Annotated in this window: 16 protein-coding genes and 1 pseudogene; 11 read left to right on the top strand and 6 right to left on the bottom strand. The window is 55.0% G+C overall.

Annotation, left to right across the window (positions count from 1 at the left end; translation table 11 throughout):
- Positions 1 to 49: 49 nt before the first annotated feature.
- The gene (locus tag RID21_RS30115; protein WP_350195465.1) at positions 50 to 3,418 is read right to left on the bottom strand and encodes an efflux RND transporter permease subunit; all 3,369 of its coding nucleotides are present in this window, start codon (positions 3,416 to 3,418) and stop codon (positions 50 to 52) included.
- Positions 3,415 to 5,007: an efflux RND transporter periplasmic adaptor subunit gene (locus RID21_RS30110; protein WP_350195463.1), complete on the bottom strand. Its 1,593-nt coding sequence runs from the start codon at positions 5,005 to 5,007 to the stop codon at positions 3,415 to 3,417. The genes RID21_RS30115 and RID21_RS30110 overlap by 4 nt, the downstream gene beginning before the upstream one ends.
- A gap of 217 nt (positions 5,008 to 5,224) precedes the next feature.
- Between RID21_RS30110 and RID21_RS30105 the strand changes: the two genes are divergently transcribed.
- The 4 genes and pseudogenes from RID21_RS30105 to RID21_RS30090 all read left to right on the top strand — a co-directional run bounded on the left by RID21_RS30105 (position 5,225) and on the right by RID21_RS30090 (position 11,463).
- Positions 5,225 to 5,845, top strand: a complete 621-nt coding sequence (locus RID21_RS30105; RefSeq protein ID WP_350195461.1) for a TetR/AcrR family transcriptional regulator — start codon at positions 5,225 to 5,227, stop codon at positions 5,843 to 5,845.
- Positions 5,846 to 6,211: 366 nt separating this feature from the next.
- Complete coding sequence (locus RID21_RS30100) at positions 6,212 to 7,600, top strand: efflux RND transporter periplasmic adaptor subunit (protein ID WP_350195459.1); 1,389 nt, start codon at positions 6,212 to 6,214, stop codon at positions 7,598 to 7,600.
- Positions 7,597 to 10,725: pseudogene (locus tag RID21_RS30095) on the top strand (efflux RND transporter permease subunit); the annotation flags it as partial. The gene RID21_RS30100 and the pseudogene RID21_RS30095, both read left to right, overlap by 4 nt.
- A gap of 48 nt (positions 10,726 to 10,773) precedes the next feature.
- The gene (locus RID21_RS30090) at positions 10,774 to 11,463 is read left to right on the top strand and encodes a class I SAM-dependent methyltransferase (RefSeq protein WP_350195622.1); all 690 of its coding nucleotides are present in this window, start codon (positions 10,774 to 10,776) and stop codon (positions 11,461 to 11,463) included.
- A gap of 91 nt (positions 11,464 to 11,554) precedes the next feature.
- Here RID21_RS30090 and RID21_RS30085 read toward each other — a convergent pair whose 3' ends face one another.
- The 3 genes from RID21_RS30085 to RID21_RS30075 form a co-directional block, all read right to left on the bottom strand.
- The gene (locus RID21_RS30085) at positions 11,555 to 12,037 is read right to left on the bottom strand and encodes a hypothetical protein (RefSeq protein ID WP_350195457.1); all 483 of its coding nucleotides are present in this window, start codon (positions 12,035 to 12,037) and stop codon (positions 11,555 to 11,557) included.
- A gap of 67 nt (positions 12,038 to 12,104) precedes the next feature.
- Positions 12,105 to 12,629 carry a DUF3916 domain-containing protein gene (locus RID21_RS30080; RefSeq protein WP_350195455.1) on the bottom strand — a complete coding sequence of 175 codons (525 nt, stop codon included), beginning with the start codon at positions 12,627 to 12,629 and terminating at the stop codon, positions 12,105 to 12,107.
- Between the two features lie 34 nt (positions 12,630 to 12,663).
- The gene (locus tag RID21_RS30075) at positions 12,664 to 13,560 is read right to left on the bottom strand and encodes a dienelactone hydrolase family protein (RefSeq protein WP_350195452.1); all 897 of its coding nucleotides are present in this window, start codon (positions 13,558 to 13,560) and stop codon (positions 12,664 to 12,666) included.
- A 307-nt stretch (positions 13,561 to 13,867) separates the two neighbouring features.
- On the opposite strand from RID21_RS30075, the gene RID21_RS30070 reads away from it, so the two are divergent.
- From RID21_RS30070 to RID21_RS30060, 3 genes are all read left to right on the top strand, one after another.
- A complete protein-coding gene (locus tag RID21_RS30070) occupies positions 13,868 to 15,505 on the top strand; it encodes a DUF1254 domain-containing protein (protein ID WP_502892636.1) in 1,638 nt (545 codons plus the stop codon).
- 218 nt (positions 15,506 to 15,723) lie between these two features.
- On the top strand, positions 15,724 to 17,094 hold the full coding sequence (locus RID21_RS30065) for a Gfo/Idh/MocA family protein (protein WP_350195450.1): 1,371 nt from the start codon (positions 15,724 to 15,726) through the stop codon (positions 17,092 to 17,094).
- A gap of 131 nt (positions 17,095 to 17,225) precedes the next feature.
- Positions 17,226 to 18,659, top strand: a complete 1,434-nt coding sequence (locus RID21_RS30060; RefSeq protein ID WP_350195448.1) for a sulfatase family protein — start codon at positions 17,226 to 17,228, stop codon at positions 18,657 to 18,659.
- 87 nt (positions 18,660 to 18,746) lie between these two features.
- Here RID21_RS30060 and katG read toward each other — a convergent pair whose 3' ends face one another.
- Complete coding sequence (katG, locus tag RID21_RS30055) at positions 18,747 to 21,158, bottom strand: catalase/peroxidase HPI (protein WP_350195446.1); 2,412 nt, start codon at positions 21,156 to 21,158, stop codon at positions 18,747 to 18,749.
- A 527-nt stretch (positions 21,159 to 21,685) separates the two neighbouring features.
- Here katG and RID21_RS30050 point away from each other — a divergent pair.
- The 4 genes from RID21_RS30050 (at position 21,686) to RID21_RS30035 (ending at position 25,023) form a co-directional block, all read left to right on the top strand.
- Positions 21,686 to 22,078, top strand: a complete 393-nt coding sequence (locus RID21_RS30050) for a hypothetical protein (protein ID WP_145190765.1) — start codon at positions 21,686 to 21,688, stop codon at positions 22,076 to 22,078.
- Positions 22,079 to 22,284: 206 nt separating this feature from the next.
- Positions 22,285 to 23,076, top strand: a complete 792-nt coding sequence (locus RID21_RS30045) for a hypothetical protein (RefSeq protein WP_145442636.1) — start codon at positions 22,285 to 22,287, stop codon at positions 23,074 to 23,076.
- 29 nt (positions 23,077 to 23,105) lie between these two features.
- A complete protein-coding gene (locus tag RID21_RS30040; protein WP_350195444.1) occupies positions 23,106 to 24,326 on the top strand; it encodes an ABC transporter permease in 1,221 nt (406 codons plus the stop codon).
- Between the two features lie 4 nt (positions 24,327 to 24,330).
- Positions 24,331 to 25,023 (top strand): ABC transporter ATP-binding protein, encoded by a 693-nt coding sequence (locus RID21_RS30035; protein ID WP_350195442.1) that lies wholly within the window; start codon positions 24,331 to 24,333, stop codon positions 25,021 to 25,023.
- Positions 25,024 to 25,053: the final 30 nt, after the last annotated feature.

Below are 25,053 nucleotides of genomic sequence, written 5' to 3'. Positions count from 1 at the left end.
ATTTGGCCAGTGCTTTTATTTTACATGTAAGGTACCTGCGAGGAAACCGTCAAACGGCAGATAGTGGTTGAGGCACCTCCTTGAGAACGGGCTCATCCTCCATGGGAACACTGAGCGGGCTGATGCGGAAGTTTTCAACAATGATGGCGTAGAGAGCCGGAATGACGAACAGGGTCAGCAGGGTGGCCATCAACAGGCCGACGATCATCAGCCAGGCCATGCCCACCCACAAGGGGCCCCCGGCCAGGGCGAGGGGGAGCAGGCCGCCGACAGTGGTGGCTGTGGTCAGGAAGATGGGGAGCAGCCGCTGCTTGCCGGCCTCGGCCAGGCAGTCGCGGAATTCGTCCCGGGTGAGCCCGACAATGGGGCCGCGCCCGTTGCTGGCCTTCGAGCGAGTAGCGATCTGGTAGTCGGCGAACTCCATGAAAATGATAGCCGTATTTAATACGATGCCGAACAGAGACAGAATCCCCAGCTGGGGCATGAAGCCCAGGGGATTACTGGTGAGATACAGACCGAGCAAGGCCCCAATCAATGCCAGGGGAAGCGTGAAGATGATCATGATCGACTTCGAAATGCTGTTAAATTGAATGACCAGCAGGAGCAGGATGGTCACAAAAGACATGCCGAAGGCTTTGAGCATCATGCCGGAAGCCTGCATCGATTCTTCGAGTGCGCCGCCAATTTCGATACGGAACCCGTTAGGCAGATTCGCTTCGATCTGTTTGAATTCATCCGAGGACATGATCCGGCTCACGATATCGTTCCCGGAGGCGCCGGGTTCGACGCGGGCAGAAACTTCGATGGTCCGGTTCATATCACGGCGTTCGATGACTGCGGGTTCCCAGCCATACTCGAAGGCTGCGACCGATTTGATGGGAACCTTGCCGTTGCGACCTTCGATGTATGCGGATTCGATGGTCGACACTGTTTTGCGTCCCTCGGGAATCAGACGGAAATAGACGGGAACCGAATAGTCTCCTTCGCGGAACATGGTCAGCTGTTTTCCCGAATAGTAGGTATTCAGGGTCGAGGCGATCTGGGCATTACTGACTCCTGCCAGACTGGCGCGGTCGGCATCCACGTTGACCTGCAACTGGTAACCGTCGGCGCCCCAGGAATCATGCGTGTTCCAGGTCTCGGGCTGATCACGGATCAGCTTCTCCACCTGGCCGGCGACCTCGCGGAGTTTGTGCAGATCTGCGAAGCCATTTCCGGTAATCCGCAAGGCCACAGGGGCCGCCGGCGGTCCGAGCATCATCTCCATGGGGACAACGCGGATGCCGGGCAGCGGGTCGATGCCCAGGTCCGCATCGCCGGTGAGTGCGACCTGACGCACCTGCTGGGCAAAGTCGTGCGTGAGTTTCGGATCAGAGGTTCGAATCAGGATCTCGGCGTAATTGGCTTTCCTCGATTCGGGGTTCCAGGAAAGATACCAGCGAGAGCCGCCGCCTCCAACCAGGGTGCGCATGGCCCGCAGGCGTTCGACCTGATTGCCGGCTTCGTCGGTGGTGGGGCTCAGTTTGCGGAGCAGTTCTTCAACCTGCCTGGCGGCCTGGTTGGTCTGTTCGATGCTCACGTTTTCCGGGAGCCAGACGCCGACGACAAACTGGTCCCGTTCTCCCTGGGGGAAGAACTCGGTGCTGACCGGCAGTTTGAGTGCCAGGAAAAAGAGACCGATGGAAACGCCCAGCGTGAGAAATTTATGTTTAATGGCCTGCGAGACAAGTGTCCCGTAAACCCGACTGATGTAATGCTGGTTCTCCGATTTCCAGGAGATTTCGTCGGCGGCCCGTTTGCGGCGGAAGAGCGTTTTGAACCAGTAGAAGCAGCGAACCAGGGGCGCACTGGGCTGGTCTTTGGATTTGGGCGGGCGAATGAACATGGCTGCCAGGATGACACAGAAGGTCATCGCCAGAACCCAGCTGACGGCCAGCATCACAGAAAGGGTGACCGGCAGACTGTAGATGAATTCGCGGTTGCCTCCTTCAAAGAAGATGACCATTGGCACGAAAGAGGCAATAGTGGTAAGGGTTCCATTCAGCATGGGAGCGGCCAACATGCGGGCTCCGCTGACGCTGGCTTCAATCGGTCCCATGCCTTCGATCTGGTTGGTGCGCGACTGATCACAAATCTGCACCGCGTTATCCACAAGCAGGCCGAGCGAGATAATCATGGAGGCCAGCGACATCTGCTCGAGCTGGACTCCGAAGAGCATGATGACGCCGACGGCTATCAGGGTCACAAAGGGGATGTTGGCGGCCATGACGGTGGCGGTGCGAAAGCCCACAACCAGATAGACGACCACGACCACTATGATCACCGCTTCAATGACATTGATGATCACTTCGTGTATGCGGTTATTCACACTTTCAGACTGGTCGGAGATGGGCACGAGTCCGAGATCTGGGGGGAGTTCGTATGTTTGATGTTGCATTTCCTCCAGGCGGGCTTTGGAGGCATTACAGATATCGATGATATTCGACCCCGATTTCATGGTAACCGCGACAATCACTGCGGACTGCGAAGTCTCCGGATCGCTGTAGCGACAGATCAGTGAGGGGGGATCCTGGTAAGCACGTCTGACATTCAGCCCCAGGTCATCCAGATACACCTGGTTGGAACCTTTGTCTGAACTGGAGAGATCAGCGACGATCGTATTGATTTCATTCACGCCGTCGAGTTTCCCGCCCGGTTTGACATAAAAACGTCCATCGCCGGTATCGAGCAGGCCTCCTGCTTCAATAATGTTGCGGTCGGAAATCAGGTCTTTAAGGTCTCCGGTGGTCAGTTGCAGCTGCGACCAGGTGCCGGCATCGGTCTCGATGTAGATCGCTTCTTCACGAACGCCGAACCGCTGGACTTTGGCTACGCCATCGAGCAGTCGGAGGGCATCGCGAACGCGTTCTGAATAGAGATCCAGGTCCCGGTCGGTGTATACGCGGTGCGGGTCGATCTCTGTCTGGCCCGGCAACGGTTTCTGATAGATGGCAAAGAGGATTACGCTCGTGTCGCCGAAGTCGTCGGTGACGATGGGGGTGATATTTTCCTCGGGCATCTCCACGTTTCGGACACGGGCGCGTACCTGATCCCAGACCTGATCGACGTGTGCGGGGGAGACGTTGTCATACAGATCGACAAAAATAGTCGACAGCCCGTTGATGGAAGTCGAACGCAGAACGTCTACTTCTTCTATACCATCCAGGACCTCTTCGAGTGGATCGGTAATCAGCTCTTCGACTTTTTCCGCCGAGACTCCCGGCCAGGGAGTCGTGACGACGCAGGTCATGATGGTAAATTCGGGGTCTTCGCGGCGGGGCATGGTCTGAAAGGAGACGATGCCCCAGATGACCAGCAGACCGACGATGGTAAAGACAATCGTCCGATAGCGGATGGCAAATTCGGGGAGAATGTTCATTGGACGGCCTCCGGTTTCCCGACGACTGTCACCGGTTCGCCGTCACTGAGGAAGGGCATGCCCTCCAGAATGACTCTCGCTTTATGAGGCAGCTTCACTCCGGGGGCCGGTCTGATCTGACGTAACATCATTTCCCGCGAGGAAGGGAAGCTGCTTTCCGAAAGGACGATTTCGACTTCACGGGCCATGGTCTGCTCAGTCGCGTCGTCAACTATGAAAATTGAAGTTTTGCCGGCCTGCTGGCGGATGGCTTTCATGGGCACGTAGAGTCCGGGTGTGGTCGCTCCCTGATCCAGGCCGACGCGGACGACATCGCCGGGCCTGAGCAGCCAGCTTGATTCGTCGAGGAGGATATGGCGTCCGTTCCAGTTGTCCGGCTGCCCCTGGCTGACCTTGAGTTCCCCGGCCACCAAATCACGTTGCGGATCAAAGTTCTGTCCTGGCTGAATTTCCACTGGGACGAAGTACCAGTTTCCCAGGAAAGGAACCCGAATCGTACCGGGCGTGATGCGGACTTTTTCGACGTTCAAGACGCGATTGCCAGACGATGTGATTTCACCTGCCCGGCGGTTTGTAATCTTCCAGAGAAAAGCGCCGTTTGTGTCCCGTCTGATCGCTTTTTCTTCAGTCATGAGCGTGTTACCACCGCTGACAATCGGAGCGAAATTCAAAGGCCAGATATCTTTCGTACGGGCGATATTCTCAGTCGGATAGCCGCGGGGAATTTTGAGTTGCGATTTCCGATTGCGCACAAGCAGGGTAACGGTGAAGGTTCTGGTCTCCGCATCCGCATTGGGGTCGGTCATATAGACATAGCCTTCGAGTCCGGTCTGCTGTCCCTGGCTGTTTTCGGCGATGACCCGTACGATATCACCTCGATGAAAACGCCGCGACATGGCTGCAGAGAGTTCCAGCTCGACTTTGATGGGATCCATGATCTGAATGGTTAAAGCCGGATCACCGGCATCGAGGTAGCTGCCGGGAACCGCGTGTACCTGGGCGACCTGTCCGCGAAAGGAGGAATAGAGGACCGTATCGCGTAAATTGCGTTCGGCTTCTGCGAGTTGAAAGCGGGCTTTTTCGATCTCTGCATCCTGGGAGCTGAGTTCCGCCTGTTTGGTTTTCAGTTCTGCTTCAAGATTTTTGACCGTGGCGTTCGTGGTCTGCAGTTCGGCCATTGCCCGGTCGTAATCGGAACGGGTGGCGACTTTTTTGCTGACCAGGGTCACCGTGCGCTGAGACTCGGCTTTGGCCAGATGCTGTTCCGCCTGCGCCGAAGCGAGGCGGGCGGGAAGGCCTTCGGCGATTTCCACCTGCATCGCTTTTTTTCTTTGCAGGGCGACATCGACGTCAGCCCGGGCGGAATCAACGGCAATGCGGTACCGTTCGTCGTGCAGTCGAGCCAGGACGGTGCCCGGCACCAGCACTTTGCCACTCCCCTGGTCGAGTACGCGGCCTTCGATTTCGGTTTCGGGCTCAAGCACGCTTTCGACGCGTCCCGAAATTTCAAAGCCGATTTTCTCGGTTTTCCAGGCACCCACCGATCCGGTGACGAGCGAATGGGAAACCGGGGTCATCTCGTGGAGCATAAAAATTGAGACCGGCCGGGGGGCTTTGGGTTTTGATTCGATTTGACTGGATGAATCACAGGCTGTTGATAAGATGGCTACTGCTATCAGCAGAACCGCGCAGGGAACGTTCATAATTTCCGTGGTCTCTATGGGAATTGGGTAGAAGCGCAAGTATACTACACCGGGTAGTGTAGTTTTTTATTAAAGTATGTAAACCGCAAAGTGTACTTTTTTTATGACGTCAAAATCGGCAAACAAGGGAAGACTGACAGATCGGAAACGGGCCGCAATCATGGAGGCCGCCGTTTCGGAGTTGAAGCAGAACGGTTTCGACAACACCAGTATGGACCGGATTGCGGAAGTCGCATCTGTATCCAAGAGAACGGTTTACAATCATTTTCCCAGCAAGGAGGATCTGTTTGCTGCGATTGTGGATGAACTGATGTCACGATGTCAGCTGATCGAAGTCTCCGACTATACTCCCAGTGAACCCATTGCCACTCAGCTGAGCGACATCGGTCAGACGGCCGTCGATCTGATGGCTTCCCCCGAATTTCAGGACCTGGCCCGGGTTACGCTTTCCCGTTTTTTGCAGTCGCCGGACCTGGCCCGTGAGATGATGATTGATTCGACCCAGTTTGAGGCGGGGTTGATCGTCTGGCTGGAAACAGCGCATCAGGATGGTAACCTGCACATTCCTGATGCCCAACTGGCGGCGAAGCAGTTTCTGGGACTGATTCAATCCTTCGCTTTCTGGCCCCCATTAATCGGCAAGGAAGCGCCACTCACGGAAGTTCAGAAGAAACAGCTGGTGGAGTCGACGGTCAGCATGTTTCTGGCTCAATACTCCTGTTGAAAACGGGCCTGAAGCGATGGTCTCAGGGTTCAGGGTTCCTCGACGAACTCTCTGATACGGGCCTAAAACCAAGTGTCCAGGGCAAACTTTCCGGACAGTCACATCCTGAATAGCTTCCTGCAGTTAAGAAGAACAGGCCTTCCGATTTTCTGCTGAAAAATCTGAATTCTGCAATTGCCTCATATCGACATCTCCCATAAACTTCATGTGAATAGTTTTCGTATAAACTATTAGCCAGGCTTACCGATTAGCGTCGTAAGTGTGTACCACCCGGAAAACAGGGCGATCCGAATGCCAGCAACGCTTTTCCGAAAACAGCCTTCCTTCAGATTCAATCAACCATCGGCGAGTTCAATGAAGTATTTAATGAGTTTATTCCTGGTCCTGTTGGGCGGACTGTGTGTCAGCCTTTCGGGATGTAACGAAGCCCAGACGGCCCCACCCCAGAAAGTGGCCCCCACTGTGACGACTGCCAAGCCAGTCGTCAAGCAGATTGTCGAGTGGGACGCTTACACCGGTCGACTGGAAGCAATCGACTTTGTCGAAGTGCGGGCGCGGGTCAGTGGTTATCTGAAATCCACCCACTTTGATGAAGGGCAGATGGTCAATAAAGGCGATCTGCTGTTCGTGATAGATCCCCGCCCTTTCGAAGCGGAGCTGAGTCTTGCCAAAGCGACACTCAGCCAGTCGAATTCGCAACTGGTGCAGGCCCGGGCACAACTTGAAGAAGCAAATGCCCAGAAGGAACAGACACAGGCGCAACTGGAACTGGCATTTGCCCAGGTCAAGCGGACGCGCTCGCTCAAATCAAAAAACGTGACAACGCAGGATGAACTCGATCAGCTGGAAGCGGCTTTTCTGCAGGCCAAAGCAAATGTGGAAGCGAGCCAGGCAGGCATCAGTTCAGCGAAGGCGGCCATTGAAACCGCGCGGGCGGTCATCGAAGCTTCGAAAGCACAAGTCGAGACAGCCGAACTGAATCTGGATTACACGCGGATCTATGCTCCCGTCACGGGACGAACCAGTAAGAAACATGTCACGGAAGGGAACCTCGTCAGCGGAGGTACTTCAACTTCGACGATGCTGACGACGATTACTTCGGTCGCACCGATTTACTGTAACTTCGATGCCAACGAGCAGGAAGTTTTGAAATACACTCGCCTGGCTCAGAACGGCAAACGTGCCAGTTCCCGTGTGGCTAAAAACCCCGTCTTTCTGGGGCTGGTAGATGAGAAAGGGTTTCCTCACCAGGGACACATGGACTTCGTAGACAACCGGTTTGATGTGGATACCGCCAGCATGCGGGCACGTTCTATTTTCCCGAATAAAAACGGGACGCTGCTGCCGGGGATGTTTGCCCGGATCCGGATTCCGGGAAGTGCCGCTTATAAAGCGATCCTGATTCCCGACTCTGCAGTGGGCACCGATCAGTCATCGCAGTTTGTGTATGTCGTGGTGGATGGCAAAGTCGAGCAACGCGTGATTCAACCGGGGCCGATTGTGGATGGATTACGCGTGGTACGCGAGGGGCTGAAAGGGGATGAGCAACTCATCATCGCCGGTCTGCTGCTGGTACGTCCGGAGATGGAGGTCCAGGTGAAACCCGGGAAAATCGAAGTCGTCGAAGATGGTCTGCCCAACGATTACAGTCCCTTGCCGCCTGAGCAATGGATCTCCCCCGAACCCGATCCCCTGCCGACGAAGCCGGCACCCAAGGTCAGTTCATTGTTTGGAAAGCCGAGGAACAACCCATGAAGTTCCCCCATTTCTTTATTGAACGCCCCATTTTTGCGTCGGTGCTCTCCTTCATCGTGGTTCTGGTAGGAGGTCTGGCGTACTTCTCATTGCCGGTCTCCCAGTATCCCGATGTGGCCCCGCCGACGATTGTGGTTCGCGCCAGTTATCCGGGTGCGACGCCCCAGGTGATCGCGGATACGGTGGCGACGCCGATCGAACAGGAAATGAACGGTGTGGACAACATGCTGTATATGGAATCGTCCTCGAGTAGTGACGGTACCATGCAGCTGACCGTCACGTTTCAGCTGGGAACCAACCTCGACGACGCACAGGTGCTGGTACAGAACCGGGTCGCGGTTGCGGAAGCGCGGCTGCCTGAAGCGGTGCGCCAGATTGGTGTGACCACCCGCAAACAGATTCCCGACATGCTGATGGTGGTGCACTTGAACTCACCCGACAACAGCCGGGACCAGCTTTACATCAGTAACTTTGCCTTCCTGCGCATTCGCGACGCGTTGATGCGTCTGGATGGTGTGGGGGATATTCGTGTCGCCGGTGGTAACGAATACTCGATGCGGATCTGGCTCGACATTGAGAAGATGACGCACGTGGGTCTGACCGTGGGCGACATCGTTTCGGAGATCCGTCAGCAGAACGCGCAGGTGGCGGCTGGTGTGATTGGCCAGCCCCCCATTGATGCCTCTGGTGACTTTCAGCTGAACGTCACCACCCAGGGACGTCTGCGAGAAGAGGATGAATTCGGCGATATCATCGTGAAACGAGGCGATGATGGTCGCGTGACGCGTCTGAATGATGTGGCCCGAATTGAACTGGGAGCCCAGGATTACTCGCGTATCAGTTACCTGGACGGGAAGCCGGCGGTGGCGATTCTGATTTATCAGCGGCCCGGTACGAATGCGGTCGATGCGGCAGCCGAAGTGAAGCAGACCATGGCCATTCTGAATAAGGACTTCCCTGAAGGGGTAGGCTACGAGATTGCTTACAACCCGACCGACTACGTCGAAGAGTCGATCGCGGAGGTGTTTGAAACTCTCTATATCACGACGGCGCTGGTAGTGCTGACGGTGTTCCTGTTCCTGCACGGCTGGCGACCGACGATCATTCCCGTGATCGCAATTCCGATTTCGTTGATCGGAACATTTGCCGCGATGCAGGTGCTGGGCGTTTCATTGAATACGCTCTCGCTGTTCGGGCTGGTGCTCGCGATCGGGATTGTGGTGGACGATGCCATCGTGGTGGTGGAGAATGTGGAACGTCTGATCGGCGATGGTTATTCGCCGCGCGAAGCCACACATAAAGCGATGGACGAGGTCGGCTCTGCGCTGATCGCGACGACCCTGGTGCTGATTGCCGTGTTCGTGCCGACCATGTTCGTACCGAGCATGAGTGGTCGCTTTTATAGACAGTTCGCGATGACGATTGCCATCTCGACCGCGTTTTCAACATTCGTGTCGCTGACCTTGAGCCCGGCTCTGTGTGCGTTACTGCTCAAACCGAAGAACGCCGAGCGGAACAAGATGGGGAAATTCGTCGACTTCTTCTTCGGCTGGTTTTTCCGTGGGTTCAATCGTTTCTTTGACTTCACCGGGAATGTCTACGCGGGCTTCATTTCCCGCATCATTCGTGTGTCGGCACTGTCACTGATACTCTATGGCGGCCTGTTGGTGGCGACCTGGTACAGCTTTGGTATGGTCCCGTCAGGATTCATCCCCGCCCAGGACCAGGGGTATCTGATTGTCAGTATCCGGCTGCCCGATGGTGCTTCTCTGTCGCGAACCGATGTGGTTACCAGACAGGTTGCGCAAATCGGAAGTGAGATTGATGGTGTGGCACATTCCGTCGGGATTGCCGGTCTGTCGGGTTCGACGTTCACGATCAGCCCTAACGCCGCGGTGACGTTCCTCCCGCTGGAAGATGCCAAGGAGCGGGCCAAGCGGGGACGGAACCTGGATGCGATTATCGGGGACCTGCGACGTGAAGTCTCTTCAATCAATGAAGCACAGATCTTCATCATTCCCCCGCCCCCGGTCCGTGGGATCGGTCGTGGTGGCGGATATAAGATGTACGTGCAGGACCAGAGTGGCGCCGGCGTGGCAGCCCTCAACCAGGTTACCGAGCGGATGGTGGCGGAAGCCAATCAACAGCCCGGGCTGGTGCAGGTCTATTCAAACTTCCGAACGAGCGTGCCTCAGATTTATGCGGAGGTGGACCGGACCAAGGCACAGATGCTCGATATTCCGATTAACAACGTTTTCGATGCACTGGAAGTCTACCTGGGCTCGGTGTACGTGAATGACTTTAACTTCCTGGGGCGTACGTATCGCGTAACGGCACAGGCGGAACCCGAGTTCCGTGACGAACCGAGCGACATTCTCCGCCTGCGCACCCGCAGTGCCCGGGGCACGAGCATTCCGCTGGGTTCGGTGGTGCAGTTGAAGCGAACAGCAGGACCGGACCGCCTGGTGCGTTACAACCTGTTCCCTGCTGCTGACCTGAATGGTGACACCGTCCCCGGTTTCAGTACGGGACAATCGCTGACGACGATGGAACAGCTGGCGGAACAGAGTCTGCCCCCCGGATTCGGTTATGCGTGGACTGAACTCGCATTCCAGGAACGGCAGGCAGGGAATACGATTGTATTCCTGTTCCCGCTGGCGGTGCTGTTTGTATTCCTCACGCTGTCAGCCCAGTATGAAAGCTGGTTGTTGCCGCTGGCCATCATTCTGATTGTGCCTTTGTGTCTACTGTTCGGCATCATGGGGATCTGGTTCCGTGGCATGGACAACAACATTCTGACGCAGATCGGATTCATCGTACTCGTGGGTCTGGCCTGTAAAAATGCGATTCTGATCGTGGAATTCGCCAAGGCGGAAGAAGACGCGGGCAAGGACCGGTTTGAAGCCGCTGTCGCGGCCTGTCGTTTACGACTGCGGCCGATTCTGATGACAGCGTTCTCCTTCATTCTGGGTGTGATTCCTTTGCTCATCGCCACCGGTGCCGGTTTTGAAATGCGACGGGTATTGGGTACCGCGGTCTTCAGTGGTATGCTGGGAGTCACCCTGTTTGGTCTGTTTCTGACCCCGGTCTTCTATGTGGTGCTGCGGCGTTTCTCCCGTAAGCCTGCAGTGGCCGGCGGGGATGCTGCCGTTTTGAACCAGGAGATCAATGCGATGTTACCATCCGACGAACATGTTTCCCGCAGCCAGTCTAACACAAGCAGTTCCGACTCGGCTTCCCCTGGTCCGGCTGACAGAGAGACCACTCCTGCCGAGAACTTCGAACAGATGTACGCGGAAGAGAGGCCTCCCTGGGACATTGGTGAACCGCAGCCGGAGTTTGCGAACATGGCAGACCGGATCCGGGGCTGCGTGCTGGACGTCGGTTGTGGGACAGGAGAGAATGCGCTGTTCTTCGCGGCCCAGGATTGTGAAGTGACCGGCATTGATCTGCTGGCCGCCCCGATTGCAGAAGCCAATCGTAAGGCGACCGAACGGGGTTTGCGGGCAACGTTCCTGCAACAGAACGCATTACAGCTTTCAGAGTTGAATCAGCTGTTTGAGAATGTACTCGACTGTGGATTTTTCCACATTCTCTCGAATGAAGACCGTGTACGTTACCTGAGTGAACTGGCCCAGGTAACGGAACCGGGGGCGACGCTTTATCTGCAGTGCTTCAGCGATAAGGAACCTGCGGGCGAAGGACCGCGACGCGTGAGCAGCGAAGAACTGCGTGCCACCTTCCAGGATGGCTGGCAGGTACAGTCGATCGTTGACTGTCGTTTCGTCACGCGGGAAGACGCGGACACCCACTTCTCGGAAGGGGGACCACACGCGTTGTTTGCTGTAATCCAGCGGGTTTAAGTGGCCGATCAAACCACTTGAATCACGCTATTGGTTGCGACACATAAGCTGGAATCATTGCGATTACATTGAGTTGAGGCAAACCTATCGATCATCGACTGGAAATCCGGTCGATGAGCTTTTTCAATATGTCCCCGGATGATGAGATGATTTTTGAAGGTTCTCCACCGGCCGGTCTGTGAAAGACAAGGGTGATCTGGTTCTGCGCCATGATGCCTGGCCAGCTGTGCCGGGGCAGGGAGGACCATTGAAATTCCGCAGGTTGATGTTTTTCACTGAGGATGAAATCGATGCCTTGAGTGAACTTCGATTCGGCAAAGCGTAAAAAATCAGCAGCGGGAATTGAGACATCGAATTCCAGCCGATGAATGGAACTTTTTAAGTCGATCGCGTCTGTCTGAAAAAGTGCCTGGGAGAGGATGGAATCCAATTTCCCTGCGATTTCGAGACCGGGGTTACTGATCCAGACATATCCCTGTTCCGGCACAATATCTGGCCAGGCTGTGTGATCGAAGGGCGGTAACACCGTTTCGAAAACGCCGTCAACTTCTTCGATGTGATAAAATCGATGCATCACGGGCTCTTCGATACTTTCTCTACGACTGGATGAACAGCCTGGTCAACTACTGGCAAAAAAGAATTCAGATCTGATGTGGGGTTGAAGCAGTAATCGTCCAATGATGGCTGCGATAGACATACTCGTCATCCGTGTATGAGACCAGGCAGCCACACTCGATATCAAATATCTCTGGAATTTTGACGGCATAGAGCTGACTGGGGCGTTGCGAATCGGGCAGACTGTTCTCGTAGAGGAATCCGTGGAAATAGTCTTCATCAAAAAACAGAGTGACTTCACTTGCAAACAGGTCAGGCAAAGTCAACAGGACTGCCACCCGGTAGAATTGGCTATTCTCAGGTGGTTGTTGCCTGGCCAGTTTCTCGGCTGCCCGCAGTAACTGTGAAATCACGTCTGCCTGTAGACGATGTCGAGACCGCGGCCCTTCGACCAGTGCAGCGGGGAGTGGGACTTTGAAGTTAACATACTTCTCCCCCGGTCGAATATCATTTTCAAAATGAATCAGATCTGCCCACTTCGTCAGGCTTCGTAAATGACGCCGTACGCCTCTCAGTTTCCTGTTGGGGCGATTCAGAGTAATCCGTCTCACAAACGCTGCACCTTCATTGGTCCACGAGTTTTACTTAGCTCTGTTGCCCGAGCTGTTTCTTGAAGAAGTCGATCGTTCGTTTCCAGGCGAGTTCTGCGGACTTCTCGTCGTAGCGGGGAGTGGTATCGTTATGGAAGCCATGATTCGCGCCTTCGTAGACATAGGCCTCGAACGGTTTGTCGTTCTTTTTCAGAGCGGCTTCCAGTTCGGGAGCACCTGCCATGATGCGGCGATCCAGTGACGCATTGTGAATCTGCAGGGGAGTCTTAAGCTTGGGAACCTCGGCAGTGTCGGGCTGGCGACCATAGTAGGGGACGCCGGCATCGATGACGTCGGGGAGTTCGAGCGCCACCTGGTAGACCATGCCCCCACCGAAGCAGAAACCAACCACGCCTACTTTGCCGGTGGACTTGTCATGTTTGTCGAGCAGTTTCGCGGCTGCGACGAAATCCTCTTTCATTTTTTCAGGTTCCCGTTTCCGCTGCATGGTACGGCCTTCGTCATCGTTACCAGGATAACCACCCAGGGGCGTTAAAGCGTCGGGAGCCAGTGCCAGAAAACCCTGTGCAGCGAGGCGGCGGGCCACATCTTCAATGTAGGGATTCAGGCCCCGGTTTTCATGAATCACGAGGACCGCGGGAAATTTATCTCCCTTTGCGGGCCAGGCCAGCAGGCCCTTCATTTTGCCAGCTCCGTCGGGGGAGTCGTAGGTGATGCGTTCGGTTTTAATGCGCGGGTCATCAGGCTTAACCTGTTCGGCCCAGCTGTAGTTGGGAGAGAGACTGGCCAGCAGGCCTTCCACGGTCAGGCCTCCCACAGCAAAGGCACCGAGTTGTTTAATATAATCCCGCCGATTGAGTCGGCCGTGGGCATAGTCGTCGTAGAGGTCCAGAACTTTCTGATCGAATTCAGATGCGGATTTGCGTTCCATGGGAGAATTCACTTTCAATTAAAATAAGCCGGAAGTCATCGATATCCACAACCGGCGGGAACTCAGAGTAAACACCGTCTTTTATGATAAGTTTTCTGCCGTCGAACTGAAAATAGAATTTCAGTAAATTCATTTCCGGACCCGAATGACGGGGCATGAAGATTCAGTAAAATCTCTGGAATGTTGTAGGATGTTGAAAATGAATTGTTTAGAATCTGAATACCTTCCAATTCCAGCTGGCATCCGGATCTCATCAGGGACCTGTACCAGCAATTCCAGTGCCGGTAGATATTTTCAGGTCCAAATCATGAATAAAACATTGTGCATTTTCCGTTCAGCATGCCTCTCTTTGTCAGTAACGGTACTGATTCTGTTCGCCACAATTCAGGCCCACTCACAGGAATATACACCACCACCGGCTGAACTTGTGACTCCGGACGAACTGAACTCTTCGATTGGAACCCTGGAATTTCAAAATGGTGTCCCGACAGAGAACACCGCTGGCAGAACATCCAGCATGCTGGATCTTGTCAGGGGTGTTAATGTCTATAATAACAGCTACCGGGGGGCATCGGCGTATGCGCTCGGTAAGGGATTCCAGAGTATCGGAGCTGAAGATAATACGATCGTTATTTTTTCAAAGCTGATGGATGCTCATTCTCTGTTTCTGACGGCAAACGCTGATACCGTCTACTACATGGGCGTTATCAATCTGTCTCAAGGCCCCATGGTAATCGAACAGCCTCCCCTCGGACTGGGAACCATCAACGATATGTGGTTCAGCTGGATTATTGATATCGGGCGTCCCGGCCCGGACCGCGGTGCAGGAGGCAGGTATCTGCTTGTGCCTCCCGGCTACCAGGGTCCGTTACCTGAGGGAGGTTATTTCATCGCGCATTCCAAAACAAACCGCGTTCTGTATGCAGCGCGTTCCTTTCTGGTCGATAATGATCCGAAACCGGCGGTAGACAATATCAAGCAGAACCTGAAAATTTATCCTTACACCCCCGGCGGCTTTGGGACGAGTATTGCCTCAGCGCTGGAGGGGAAGGTCCGCCTCGCGCAAAATCCTCCTGTTCCCCCAACCCGGTTTATTGAAGCCAGCGGTAAAAGCTTCAATACGGTGCCTCCAAGCGATTACGGATTTTTCGAACTGATTAACGAAAACGTTCAGCAGGAGCCGGCTACCAGTTATGATGTAGAACTCGCAGGACAGCTGGCAGCGATCGGGATTGTCAAAGGGAAACCGTTTGAGCCGGATGCACGTACGAAGAAAATCCTGACCGATGCCGCTGCCATCGGCAATGCCAGTGGAAGGATGCTGAACTGGCGTTTTGCACAACGCCATCCCGAGTGGGCCTACTATAAAGGATCCCAGTGGATGAACATGCTGTTTGAGGGTGGGGCTTTCTTCGAGACTCCGCCACCCGCATACAAAGACGGCATTTTCAAACCATATCCTCCCACCGGGGCACGCACGCTCGACTCACGAACTGCATTCTACTTCGCGTATACGCTTGATTCCCCCGGGATGATTATGCGGATTCCTGGTGTTGGTTCGCAGTACCTGATCGCCTTTTCTGATGACAGTGGTGAGCCCTTCGATGGTTCAGCCACTTATCGAGTCACTTTACCCAAAGGAATCCCCGCGCGGGCATTCTGGTCGTTGACAGTCTACGATAACCAGACCCGTTCGATGTTACAAACTCCTCAAAAATACCCGCGCGCAGGGAGCCAGAGTTATCCTTCGCCGGCAGCGGAATCGGATGCAGCGGGAAGTACTACGGTCTATTTCAGTCCTCAGAAACCAGACGATGTCCCGCGTGGAAACTGGATTCAAACCACCCCCGGAAAAGGCTGGTTTACCATTCTGCGGCTCTATAGTCCGCTACCTTCATTCTTTGACAGGACCTGGCAGCCGAGTGAGATCCAGCCGGTTCCATAAAGCGGCTCGATATTCGAGGTCTGATGAATCGATTCCCCTCACAAGGAACCAGTCGAACCCGTATTTGACATGGGACATTTGCGGTGTACTCGGCTCGTATCATCAGCTACAATTTATGGTCCCGATGGACTTCGCTTCTCGAATTGATATGTTCGGCAAAGTATGAGTCTGATTACATCTGCAGAATTTCATTTATTTCTCCAAGAGGATTTCACTGAATGTCAACTTCTCAAAAAATGTCGCGCCGCAATTTTATCCAGGGAGTCGCCTTCGCGGGTGCTGCCGGTATCCTGAGCCCTTCACTTAATCGGGCCATGGGATATGAGTCCCCCAACGAACGTCCGGTGTTTGCGACCATCGGTCTGCGAAACCAGGGTTGGGCGATCACCAACAAATCAACCAAGTTCGCCGACTTTGCGGCACTGGCCGATGTGGATGATAACGTACTGGGCGCGAACGTTGAGAAGCTGGTCAAAAAGCAGGATAAAAAACCGGACGCTTATAAAGATTACCGCAAGGTGCTCGATCGTCAGGATATCGATGCTGTGATGATTGCGACTCCCGATCACTGGCATACCAAGATCGCCGTCGAAGCGATGCTGGCGGGCAAAGACGTTTACTGCGAAAAACCATTAACGCTGACCATCGACGAAGGCAAGCTGATCGAAAAGATGGTCAAGCAGACCGGTCGTGTGTTCCAGGTGGGAACCATGCAGCGATCTGAATCGGGACAGCGGTTCCTGCAGGCGATTGCCCTGATCCGCGATGGTCGGATCGGCAAGGTTCAGAAAGTGACCTGTGGCATCAACGGCATGGAAGGGTCTCCCAAAATTCCCAAAGCGGAAGTTCCGGAAGGCTTGGATTATGAATTCTGGCTGGGACCAGCACCGAAGGTCGCTTATCGAGCTCTGCCTGAAATGCGTGAAGGTTACGGCGGAGGAGTGCCGCTCTTCAGTAACTGCCACTATTCATTCCGCAACTGGCACGAGTATTCCGGCGGTAAGCTGACCGACTGGGGTGCCCATCACGTCGACATCGCCTGCTGGGCACTGGGTGCCACCGATACTGGCCCCAGCAAGATTTCCCCCGTCAGTTACGAACTGCCTGTGGAATACAAAGACGGTCATCCCGTCGTCAACGATCAGTACAATGCCGCCACGAGTTTTCGTATCAAGGTCGACATGCCTGAAGATGTGGAAATGATTATCACCAGCGAAGGAGATAACGGTATTCTGTTCGAAGGGACCAAAGGCCGGTTCTTCGTCAACCGGGGCAAGATTGTGGGTGCTCCCGTTGAAGCATTGAAAGACAATCCGCTGCCAGACGGCGCGATTGAAGCTGTGTATGGCGGCAAAGTGAGTGAAAACCACACTGCCAACTTCATTGAGGGAATGAAATCCCGCAAGCAGCCGATTTCGGACGTCTGGTCGCATAACCGGATGCTGGAAATCTGCCATCTCTCGAATATCTCAATGCGTCTTGGTCGCGATCTCAACTGGGATCCGAAGAAACGCGAAATCGTCGGCGACGATCAGGCGAACTCATTCCTCTCCCGCGAAAACCGCAAGGGGTATGAGATCAACATGTAATCCCGTTGGATTCAGGGAACAGACTCGACCGGGTTGTGCGTCACTGCGCGATCCGGTCGAGCGTCTTTCCGTGGATGCTTTGTGGATTACGGTGATCTTTCTCCAGATGTTCTCAAGCCATGGGTGGTTCGATGATGCGCGTTCCTGTTGTGAGTGGAATTCTGGTACTGCTGGTGTTCTGTGCCTGGTCTGCAGAAACGGACGTTGAAGCAGCACCGCCGAATATTCTGATCCTGCTGGGCGATGACATCGACCGCGATTCCCTGGGCCCGTGGGGTGGTCAGGCACAGACGCCGCACCTCGATCAACTCGCGCGGGACGGCATGCGACTGGACAACGTGTACTGCAACGTCGCGATGTGTGCTCCCTTTCGGCAGGAACTCTACAGTGGTCGCACTGTCTGGCGGACGCGGGCGATGCCCAATCATTCCAAGTCGGTCAAAGGGACAAAGAGTCTGCCGCACTATCTGAAACCGCTGGGTTATCGTGTGGGCCTGTTGGGGAAGCGTCACATCGGACCGAACGAGTGCTATCCCTTCGACAATGTCGGCAGTCTGTCCAAGCAGGAAAATGCGAACCCCAAAGCGGTCAAGCTGGCACGGGAGTACATGACGACCGCCCGCGAGGCGGGTCAGCCTTTCTGCCTGGTTGTCGCCTCGCATGATGCGCACGGACCTTCTACAACGGGTGACCCCAGCCAATATGATCAGCAGGGATTATCACTCAACGCCGACACCATTGATACGCGGGCCTATCGCAGAGAACTGGTCCAACATTACGCAGAGATCACCAATCTGGATGATCTGCTGGGACAGCTGCGGACCGTACTGAAGGAAGAACAACTTGCGAACAACACGCTGGTCCTGTTCTGTTCCGAGCAGGGGAATGCGTTTCCTTTTTCCAAGTGGACCTGTTTCGATGATGGGCTGGCTACCGGTGTTGTGGTCTCGCTGCCTGGAGTGATTCCTCAAGGGAAGCGCAACTCCCAACTGATGTGGCTGGCCGACATCGCCCCCACGCTGCTCACCGCTGCGGGAGGCCAGCCTGACGATCAGGATTTTGATGGACGCAGTCAGTGGGCCAACCTGACAGGCGGCAATCAGCGGGTGCATAAATACGCTTACGGTGCCTTCACCAACTGCAACATCATTGATAACCGGGAACGGATTTTTCCGATTCGTTCGATCCGCGACCAGCGCTATACGTTGATCTGGTCGCCACGTGCAGACCAGGAGATCACATCCAACACCACGCTCACCCAGGCACTTACGTGGATTGAAGCCGGTAACTCACAGGGCCGGGCAGACACCGCGGGATCGTGGGTCCGCAGAGCTCAAAAGACGAAACGTCAGTCTCAGGACAGACTGGTGCAGCGACTGCACCATCGTCCGGAATGGGCGTTATATGACCGTCAGGCGGATCCGGAAGAGCTGGAGAATCTCGTCGACAAGCCGGAAATGGCACCGGTGTTGAAGCGGCTGAAAGGGGAACTGCATATCTGGCTGCAGCGTTGGGATGATGCCGACCCGGTTGCGACTGAGCGCAGCTTTCTCAAGCAGAAATGAGACGCGGCCAGTAATCAAAAAAAGGGGAGCAGGCCGTTAGGCCCACTCCCCCGTTCGCGTCAACGTTTCAGGCGTTGATCATCAGATCTAGCGCTGACTCAGGCTGGCTGCGGGAGCCGCCTTCTTCAGAGCCGGATCCAGGTCGAACCGGTCGAGGTTCATGACTTTGTTCCAGGCGGAGACGAAGTCTTCCACGAACCGTTTTTTACCATCTTCGCTGGCATAGACTTCGGCGATCGCCCGCAACTGTGAGTTCGAGCCGAACACCAGGTCCACAGAGCTGGCCGTCCATTTGACCTGTCCGGTTTTGCGATCCCGACCTTCGAAGAAGTGATCGCACATGGGTGACTTCTGCCATTTGGTATCCATGTCGAGCAGGTTCACGAAGAAGTCGTTAGACAGGGTTCCCGGCTGCTTAGTGAAAACACCCAGCCCCGGAACGCCAACATTCGTATCCAGCACCCGCATACCACCGACGAGGGCCGTCATTTCCGGCGCTGTCAGCGTGAGCAGGTTTGCCCGGTCAACCAGCAGCTCTTCAGCCGGCGTCGTCAATCCGTGCGAGTAGTAATTGCGGAAACCGTCTGCCTGTGGTTCGAGGGCAGCGAAGGATTCCACGTCGGTCATCTCCTGGGTGGCATCGGTGCGACCGGGTGAGAAGGGAACCTTCACATCATGACCGGCGGCCTTGGCTGCTTTCTCCACAGCGGCAGATCCGCCGAGTACGATCAGGTCAGCCAGGGAAACCTGCTTGCCGGTTGTCTGAGCCTTATTGAACTCCTGCTGAATGTTCGTCAGCGTCTGCAGAACTTTTTCCAGCTCTTCGGGCTGATTGACTTTCCAGTCTTTCTGCGGTGCGAGCCGGATACGTGCTCCGTTGGCACCACCACGATAGTCACTGCCACGGAAGGTGGAAGCGGAACCCCAGGCGGTTGAGACCAGCTGTGGGACAGTCAGGTCGGAAGCCAGGATTTTCTGTTTAAGTTCTGCGATATCCTGCTTGTCCACCAGCTTGTGATCGACGGCGGGTACGGGATCCTGCCAGATCTGTGCCTGGGGAACTTCAGGACCGAGACAGCGGGAGACGGGCCCCATGTCGCGGTGCGTCAGCTTATACCAGGCCTTCGCGAAGGCAGCGGCGAACTGATCCGGATTTTCGTGGAAGCGTTTGGAGATCTTGCCGTAAGCGGGATCCATCTTCAACGCCAGGTCAGTGGTGAACATCATGGGTGCGTGTGACTTGGACGGATCGTGGGCATCGGGAACCGTTCCTTTTGCCGATTCTGCTTTGGGAGTCCACTGCCACGCACCGGCGGGGCTTTTGACCAGTTTCCATTCGTAACCGAACAGATTGTCGAAGTAGCCGTTGGACCACTGGGTTGGGGTTGAAGTCCAGGCACCTTCCAGGCCACTGGTGATGGTATCGCCGGCATTTCCTTTACCGTATTTATTTTTCCAGCCGAGTCCCTGTTCAGCGAGACCAGCGCCTTCTGGTTCAGGACCAACGTTGCCTTTGGGGCTGGCGGCACCGTGGGCTTTACCGAAGGTGTGTCCGCCGGCGATCAGGGCGACGGTTTCTTCATCGTTCATCGCCATGCGACCGAAGGTATCGCGGATGGCGTGAGCGGCTGCCAGTGGATCGGGTTTGCCGGCAGGGCCTTCCGGATTGACGTAGATCAGACCCATCTGGGTTGCAGCGAGCGGGTTTTCGAGTTTGTCATCATTCTCGTAACGTTTACGTCCAAGCCATTCGCTCTCCGGTCCCCAGTAAACATCTTTCTGAGGTTCCCAGACATCTTCACGACCGCCGGCGAAACCGAAGGTTTCGAAGCCCATGGACTCCAGAGCAACGTTTCCGGTCAGAACCATGAGGTCGGCCCAGGAGATTTTCTGACCGTACTTCTGTTTGATCGGCCAGAGCAGGCGACGGGCCTTGTCCAGGTTGGCGTTGTCGGGCCAGCTGTTGAGCGGTGCAAAGCGCTGGGTGCCATCTGATGCACCGCCGCGTCCATCGGTAACCCGGTAGGTACCGGCACTGTGCCAGGCCATCCGGATGAAGAGGGGACCGTAGTGTCCGTAGTCAGCCGGCCACCAGTCCTGGGAGGTGGTCATCAGCTGTCTGATGTCTTTCTTGACGGCTTTCAGATCCAGTTTCTGAAACTCTTCGGCGTAGTTGAAATCGTTGCCGAGCGGATTACTCTTCTGGGAATTCTGATGCAGAATATCGAGGTTCAACTGATTAGGCCACCAGTCACCGATCGACATGTTGCCCGCTGCTGCGGCGGTATTTCGCTGGCCCTGGGAGTGGCCGATGACCGGGCACTTGGCGGCTGCCCCTTCTTTGTCACCTTTCAGTGCGGCCACATGGGGATGCTGTTTGTGAACCTCTGATTGTGTCTGTTTCGCGTGGGGCGGGTGATTCTGTGCGAACGCAGAACTGGCGACGCATAACACCAGCACCGTGCCCTTCTGTATTGAGCGACCAAAGTAACTAGTCATCACATCTCCTGTCAGTATTTAGAGTGAAATGGAGTGTCCTCGACCGGGACTGTTCCTGAGACACTTTCATTCTAGACAGAGGCCGCGATATGTCTAATACATTACTCACATACATACCATGCATTTGACGCATGGGTTTGATTCATCACAAGACGTATATATTTAACATGTTACAATCTTGACCTGCATGTCCTATTTGTGATTTTGACATAAAACATGACATCGACATCCAGTGCAAGTGCCAGGTGAGACCACTCCTGATTCCGGAATTAAGAGGACCGTCGCGACTGAAAATACAGGAAGCTTACAGAGGCTGGGGGCCCGGCATCGTCTTTATTGGCTGCCCCCTGACAAACCGGCACAAACGTTATAACTGATCAGATGAGATCAAGCGGAATTAGTTCGGCAGACGATATCAACATTGGTTATGTCCCCTGAACCGGGGCGCACACAAAGCTCTATCCTGATGGAAATTCAATCCCTCAGGAAATGGTTTGCTGATACTTTACGCTGGATCTGACAGACAGATGAAACTGCTTCGCCTTTTAATGATCGCACTGTTGCTGCAACCGTGCCCCGTCTGCTGGGGACATGGTCTGGCCGGCTGCGATGAAGCTGTTTCCACCGCAGGCGAAGTCTGTCTCGCTCCCGCTTCGAATTGCAGTTGTTGCGTACATACCTCGAAGTCGGCAGAGATCCGCAGTGAATCCTCGCATGATGATCACCATGACTGCCCCTGTATCTGTCATATGGCCGATCAGGTTTTTGCACCGAATGCACCAGTAGTGCCACTCATCAGTGTGACACCACTTCCCGGAATTGTGGTCAATCATGATCAGGACGGGGCGCGTTTCACCGTCCTGGATTCTTTCTCCAGGGACACATCACAGACGCCGCTGACGCTCCCCTTGCGTTTATAAATTCTCGTGGCCTGCTTTGCGCAGGCGATCGCTCTGGATGCTGAACCAGAGTTGTCTTTCAGTTGATATACCGAGGAGAACAGCGCTGCGCTAAATCCATCAGAAGATCAGAGATCTTCACACGGAGAACGCATTACGTCCATCGCTGGCTCCTCTCACCAAAATAGATTTATTCATTCCCATTACTGACAAGGAAAATGATCGCTATGATGACTCCTTCGATTCTCAGACTGTTCAAAGTTAACGGTATCCGCCTGCTGGCCGCCGGAACTCTGCTGAGTTCTCTGACCACGGTATCGATGGCTGAAGAGGTACCCCGCGTCGCTGCCCTGAGTCGAGCCGAAAGCTCGCGGGCTACAGCTTCGCAACAGAACAAATACACGTTCATCATGTTCTACAAAGACCAGGATGACGCGACGAAAAGCATGTGGAATACGCTGTCGCAGAACCTGAACGGCAAGAAAGAGACCACCTCTTTTGTCGCCGTGAACACCAACGATCCTAAAGAGCAGAAAATCATTGAAGAGTACGGTGTCTCCCGGGCACCGATGCCGCTGACGCTGGCGGTTGCTCCCAATGGTGCCATCACCGGATCGTTCGTGAAACAGATCAACGATGATTACATTCAGCAGGCCTTCGTGTCTGCCACTAAGGCCCGCTGCATGCTGAACCTGCAGAGCCGCAAAATGGTTCTGCTCTGTGTCAATCCCGGTGGCAACACAGGCGTACCTGCGGGCGTAGAGGCATTTAAAGCGATTCCCTGTTACAAGGACGTGGTGGAAGTCGTGACCGTCGACCGTAGTGCACCGGGTGAAGGTGACTTCCTGAAAGAGCTGGAAGTGCCGGCTTCACAGGAGTCTTCAATCGTGTTCATGGCGCCTCCAGGTGTGATGATTGGTCAATACAGCGGCAAGGTTACCAGCCAGCAGTTGATCGCCGAGCTTAAAAAAGCGGGCAAAAGCTGTGGCGTGGAAGGCTGTAAGCACTGTAAAGAATAGACCGTCTCACTCACTGAAGGAGGTTTCTCATGACAATGAGCACCATGATCTGGAAAGAACTGAAGGAGCGTCCCACGGCGTTGATTGCCAGTCTGTTGGCGATCATCCTGAGTGTGACAGCGCTGGTGGCGATCCGCAACGTCACGATCTTTTCTGAACAGGAAGTCGCCGGCAAACTCGACGAACTGGGGGCCAACGTGTTGATTCTCCCCCAGGGAGTCACTTTGCAGGACTACTACGCAGCGGACATGCACCAGGAAACGATTCCTGAAGAACACGTGGCCGAACTGGCACTGGCAGGACTTACCGGAGTAGAAGCGATTACGCCGAAGCTGTGTGTCCCGACCAAGGTCGACGACCAGGATGTGATTCTGACGGGGATTCTGCCTCAATCAGAAATTCAGAAGATGAATGCCTGGTCGGGGGGCGGCATGCTCTTCAAAAAGCACGAAGGCTGTAAAGCGAAGATCAACGTTGCTGACGAAAACCAGGATTCCCCCGAGGCCCTGGCCGAGCGACGTTCGCTGCAGCATCTGAATAAATCGGAAGTCATTCTGGGATCGGACTTCGCTGCCGCTAACAACCTCAAAGCCGGTGATTCACTGGACCTGCTGGGAGAGTCATTCAACGTCCTGACCGTACTCCCTGCAACCGGTACTGTGGATGACAGCCGGGTGTTTGCTCACCTGCATACCGTCCAGCGGCTGTCCTCTGCGGGTCCGGTTGTGAACATCATCGAAGTGATGGGCTGCTGCGAGGATGTGGCCAATGGACTGGTAGGCGATCTGTCAAAGCTGCTGCCCGGTACCAAGGTGGTCACCATCGCCAACGTGGTCGAGACGCAGGTTTCGATTAACCGGATGATGACGAACCTGTCGTACCTGTTCCTAGCAATTCTGATTGCCGTGGGTGGTGCGAGTATGGCCAGCGCGAGTTTCGCAAATGTCATCGAACGCCGCCGGGAAATCGGTACGCTGATGGCACTGGGAGCGACGCCGCGTTTCGTCACACGGCTCTTCCTGGCGAAAGCAGCGCTGCTGGGCCTGGCCGGTGGGATCTGCGGGTATATCCTGGGCAGCGTGATTGCTGTCTTCCTGGGTCCTGCCTTTGCGGATGTTGCCGTCGTTCCGGTTCCCGGTCTGGCACTGGTCGCTGCGGCTGTCGCGGTGCTGGTTACACTGGCGGCCAGTTACTTTCCGGCTCGCCAGGCATCCCGCCTCGATCCCTGTCTCTGTTTCAAGGAGGTCTAACCGCATGTTGAAGTTAGAAAATGTCAAAAAAGTCTACCGCAAGAAACAGGACGAAGTCGTGGCCCTGGAGTCCACCAGTGTCGAGATTCCGCGGGGAGATTTTGTTTCGATCATCGGCCCCAGTGGCAGTGGCAAAACAACGCTGCTGTCAATGCTGGGAGCGATGTCCGCCCCTTCCGAGGGACGGATTCTGCTGGACGGGGAATCGATCTATGATCTCCCTGTCGAACAACGGGCCGAAGTCCGTCAGAATAAGCTCGGGTTTGTGTTTCAGACATTCAACCTGATCCCCTATCTGACGGCGATAGAGAATGTGCAGGTCCCCATGATGCTGTCGCAGAAGTATAAAACGGAGCGACAGCAGCGGGCCGAGGAACTGCTGGCCACCGTCGGCCTGCAGGATCGTCTGCAGCATAAACCGAGTGAGCTGAGTATCGGCCAGCAGCAGCGCGTGGCGCTGGCCCGGATGCTCGCAAACGACCCTTCGATCATCCTGGCCGATGAACCGACGGGAAACCTCGATCCCGATACCCGGGATCAGGTCCTGTCGTTTTTGCGGCAGTTCAACGAAGAGGGTCGGACGATCATCATGGTTACGCATGACCTCTCCGCTGCGGGATGCGCCCGCAGGACCCTGAAGCTTTCCGAGGGTCGAATTCAATCAGGCACTGAAGAGGATCTGAAGAAATCGGCTTGAAGTTAATCACGACCTGGTAGAAGTGCTGCG

This window comes from Gimesia sp. (assembly GCF_040219335.1).
Lineage (GTDB): Bacteria > Planctomycetota > Planctomycetia > Planctomycetales > Planctomycetaceae > Gimesia.
Note: the sequence above shows the minus strand (reverse complement) of the source record. Positions and strands in the feature narration are given on the sequence as shown.

What these genes read in the sequence shown, in the direction of transcription:
- RID21_RS30050 (WP_145190765.1), top strand. Translation starts at nt 21,686, where the DNA reads ATGAAACTGCTTCGCCTTTTAATGATCGCACTGTTGCTGCAACCGTGC.
- RID21_RS30040 (WP_350195444.1), top strand. Translation starts at nt 23,106, where the DNA reads ATGACAATGAGCACCATGATCTGGAAAGAACTGAAGGAGCGTCCCACG.
- RID21_RS30065 (WP_350195450.1), top strand. Translation starts at nt 15,724, where the DNA reads ATGTCAACTTCTCAAAAAATGTCGCGCCGCAATTTTATCCAGGGAGTC.
- katG (WP_350195446.1), bottom strand. Translation starts at nt 21,158, where the DNA reads ATGACTAGTTACTTTGGTCGCTCAATACAGAAGGGCACGGTGCTGGTG.
- RID21_RS30060 (WP_350195448.1), top strand. Translation starts at nt 17,226, where the DNA reads ATGATGCGCGTTCCTGTTGTGAGTGGAATTCTGGTACTGCTGGTGTTC.
- RID21_RS30105 (WP_350195461.1), top strand. Translation starts at nt 5,225, where the DNA reads ATGACGTCAAAATCGGCAAACAAGGGAAGACTGACAGATCGGAAACGG.
- RID21_RS30100 (WP_350195459.1), top strand. Translation starts at nt 6,212, where the DNA reads ATGAGTTTATTCCTGGTCCTGTTGGGCGGACTGTGTGTCAGCCTTTCG.
- RID21_RS30045 (WP_145442636.1), top strand. Translation starts at nt 22,285, where the DNA reads ATGATGACTCCTTCGATTCTCAGACTGTTCAAAGTTAACGGTATCCGC.
- RID21_RS30070 (WP_502892636.1), top strand. Translation starts at nt 13,868, where the DNA reads ATGAATAAAACATTGTGCATTTTCCGTTCAGCATGCCTCTCTTTGTCA.
- RID21_RS30090 (WP_350195622.1), top strand. Translation starts at nt 10,774, where the DNA reads ATGTTACCATCCGACGAACATGTTTCCCGCAGCCAGTCTAACACAAGC.
- RID21_RS30085 (WP_350195457.1), bottom strand. Translation starts at nt 12,037, where the DNA reads ATGCATCGATTTTATCACATCGAAGAAGTTGACGGCGTTTTCGAAACG.
- RID21_RS30075 (WP_350195452.1), bottom strand. Translation starts at nt 13,560, where the DNA reads ATGGAACGCAAATCCGCATCTGAATTCGATCAGAAAGTTCTGGACCTC.
- RID21_RS30110 (WP_350195463.1), bottom strand. Translation starts at nt 5,007, where the DNA reads ATGCTCCACGAGATGACCCCGGTTTCCCATTCGCTCGTCACCGGATCG.
- RID21_RS30115 (WP_350195465.1), bottom strand. Translation starts at nt 3,418, where the DNA reads ATGAACATTCTCCCCGAATTTGCCATCCGCTATCGGACGATTGTCTTT.
- RID21_RS30035 (WP_350195442.1), top strand. Translation starts at nt 24,331, where the DNA reads ATGTTGAAGTTAGAAAATGTCAAAAAAGTCTACCGCAAGAAACAGGAC.